This window comes from Halarchaeum rubridurum (assembly GCF_014647115.1).
Classification (GTDB): Archaea; Halobacteriota; Halobacteria; order Halobacteriales; family Halobacteriaceae; genus Halarchaeum; species Halarchaeum rubridurum.
The window spans coordinates 1-1785 of the sequence record NZ_BMOO01000018.1 but is presented as its reverse complement, the minus strand read 5'-3'; the positions used below and the strand labels follow the sequence as shown (position 1 = coordinate 1785).

General features: G+C 63.0%; 1 protein-coding gene. It reads left to right on the top strand.

All coding sequences use genetic code 11. The features are described 5' to 3' along the window. Positions 1-32: 32 nt before the first annotated feature. A partial coding sequence (locus tag IEX84_RS14485) for a VirB4 family type IV secretion system protein (protein WP_188873266.1) occupies positions 33-1785 on the top strand: 1753 nt, incomplete at its 3' end.

Sequence of the window (1785 nt, the reverse complement as noted above, 5' to 3'; positions counted from 1 at the left end):
CACCATGGATCACCAGACACGCGAGGATAGCGATGCATAACGGCCTCCTTCCCGCCGCAACGGGGTTCAGCGATCAACTCACCCAGTGGGCGCTCAATCCCACCACGCCCGGCGGGATCCTCCTCTATCTCCTCGTCGCCGTGACTATCACTGCGACTGCTGTCGTCGCGTGGACGCGCTACCAAGCCCGCGACGACGAACCCACAGTCGAGTTCGCCGACGTCCTCGATGAGGAAACGCTCGAAGACGGCCAAGCCGAAGGACGGCTTCTCGACGAGATCGCCGAATCACACAAGACGGCAATCGCCCCAGCCGCGATCGAGTGGGAGACGCGTGCCGCCCACGTCGGCGAGCAGTGGACGAGCACGCTCTACGTCGCCGAGTATCCCGACCATCCAAGTGACGGCTACCTCAGCGATCTCTTCGAGCTCACTGACGTCGAGTTCGATCTGACTGCGCACGTCACCCCGAAGAACCAGGAGCGAGCACGAACCGAGCTCGAGGAGATTGCGGACGATCTCCAAGTTGATGCGGACCTTGAGCAGAGCGTACGTGGTGCCTACCTCCAAGAACGCGCTGACGAAGCCAAAGCCACCTACAAGGCCGTTGAGAGCGGTGCGAACGTCTTCGACCAGGGCGTCTTCATCACCGTTCGCGCTGACGAGAAGGACGACCTGCAGGACGCCGTCCGCACGGTGAAGAGCACGCTTCGGGACGATCCGGCGAACCTCACGCCGAAGACCGCGATCTGCCGGCAGGACGTCGCCCTCCAATCTGCTTCGCCCATCGGCGACAACGAATTCGGCCGCGAATCCATCGCCCTCGGCGGCGCCGTCGGCGCGCTCCTTGCGTCGCCGCATAACGCGACGATCCTCGAGGAGGGCGGCGTCGAGTTCGGCATCCACAAGGACAACCAAAGCCCCGTCGTCATCGACCCCTTCGAACGCGACAACGGCTACGCCATGTTCACCGTCGGGGACACCGGCTCCGGGAAGTCATTCAGCTCGAAGCAGAACTTCATCCGCTCGATCGAACAGGACAGCGACCGCATCGGCATCGTCCTCGAACCCTTGAACAACTGGGCGGGTGTTTCGGAAGCTCTCGACACTCAGCGGATCACCGTCGGTGGGACGCTCGGCCTCAATCCCTTGGAGATTCGGCAGACGCCCGAGCACGCCCAACGTGCGATGGGGGAGGACGCCAGTCCGTTCAACGAGAAGCTTGATGACGCGATGAGCTTCCTCACCAACTTCTTCGCCCTCCGCGGTATCTCCCTCGGTGATCGGCGCACCACGCTCGAACTCGGCTTGCGCTCAGCATACGCTCGACAGGGGATCACCGACGACATCGCCACCCACGACAACCCGAGTCCGACGATCCGCGACATGCTCGACGTCTTCGAGGAGATGGTCGCTGATCCCGAGGAGTTCGTCGTCCGCTCGGAGTCGGAGGCGGAGAAGATTCAGGCCGACGCGACGTGGCTTCTCGATCAACTGCGCCCCTTCGAGGAAGAGGGTCGGCACGCGAACCTTGGGAAGGCCTCCGCCTTCGACATCCGCGACGAGAAAACGATCTATCTCGACCTCGCCCAACAGGAGGGGAGTGTCGACTCCAGCACCGCACTCACGATGCAGCTCCTCATTTCGCTGGTGTACGAGCGGGCGAAGGAGACGGAGAAGGAGGTCGTCTTCGTCATCGACGAGGCCCGCTACATCATGCAGGACGCCGCGAGCCTCGCCTTCCTCGAGACAGTCTTCCGCCACCATCGCCACCACGATCTCTCCA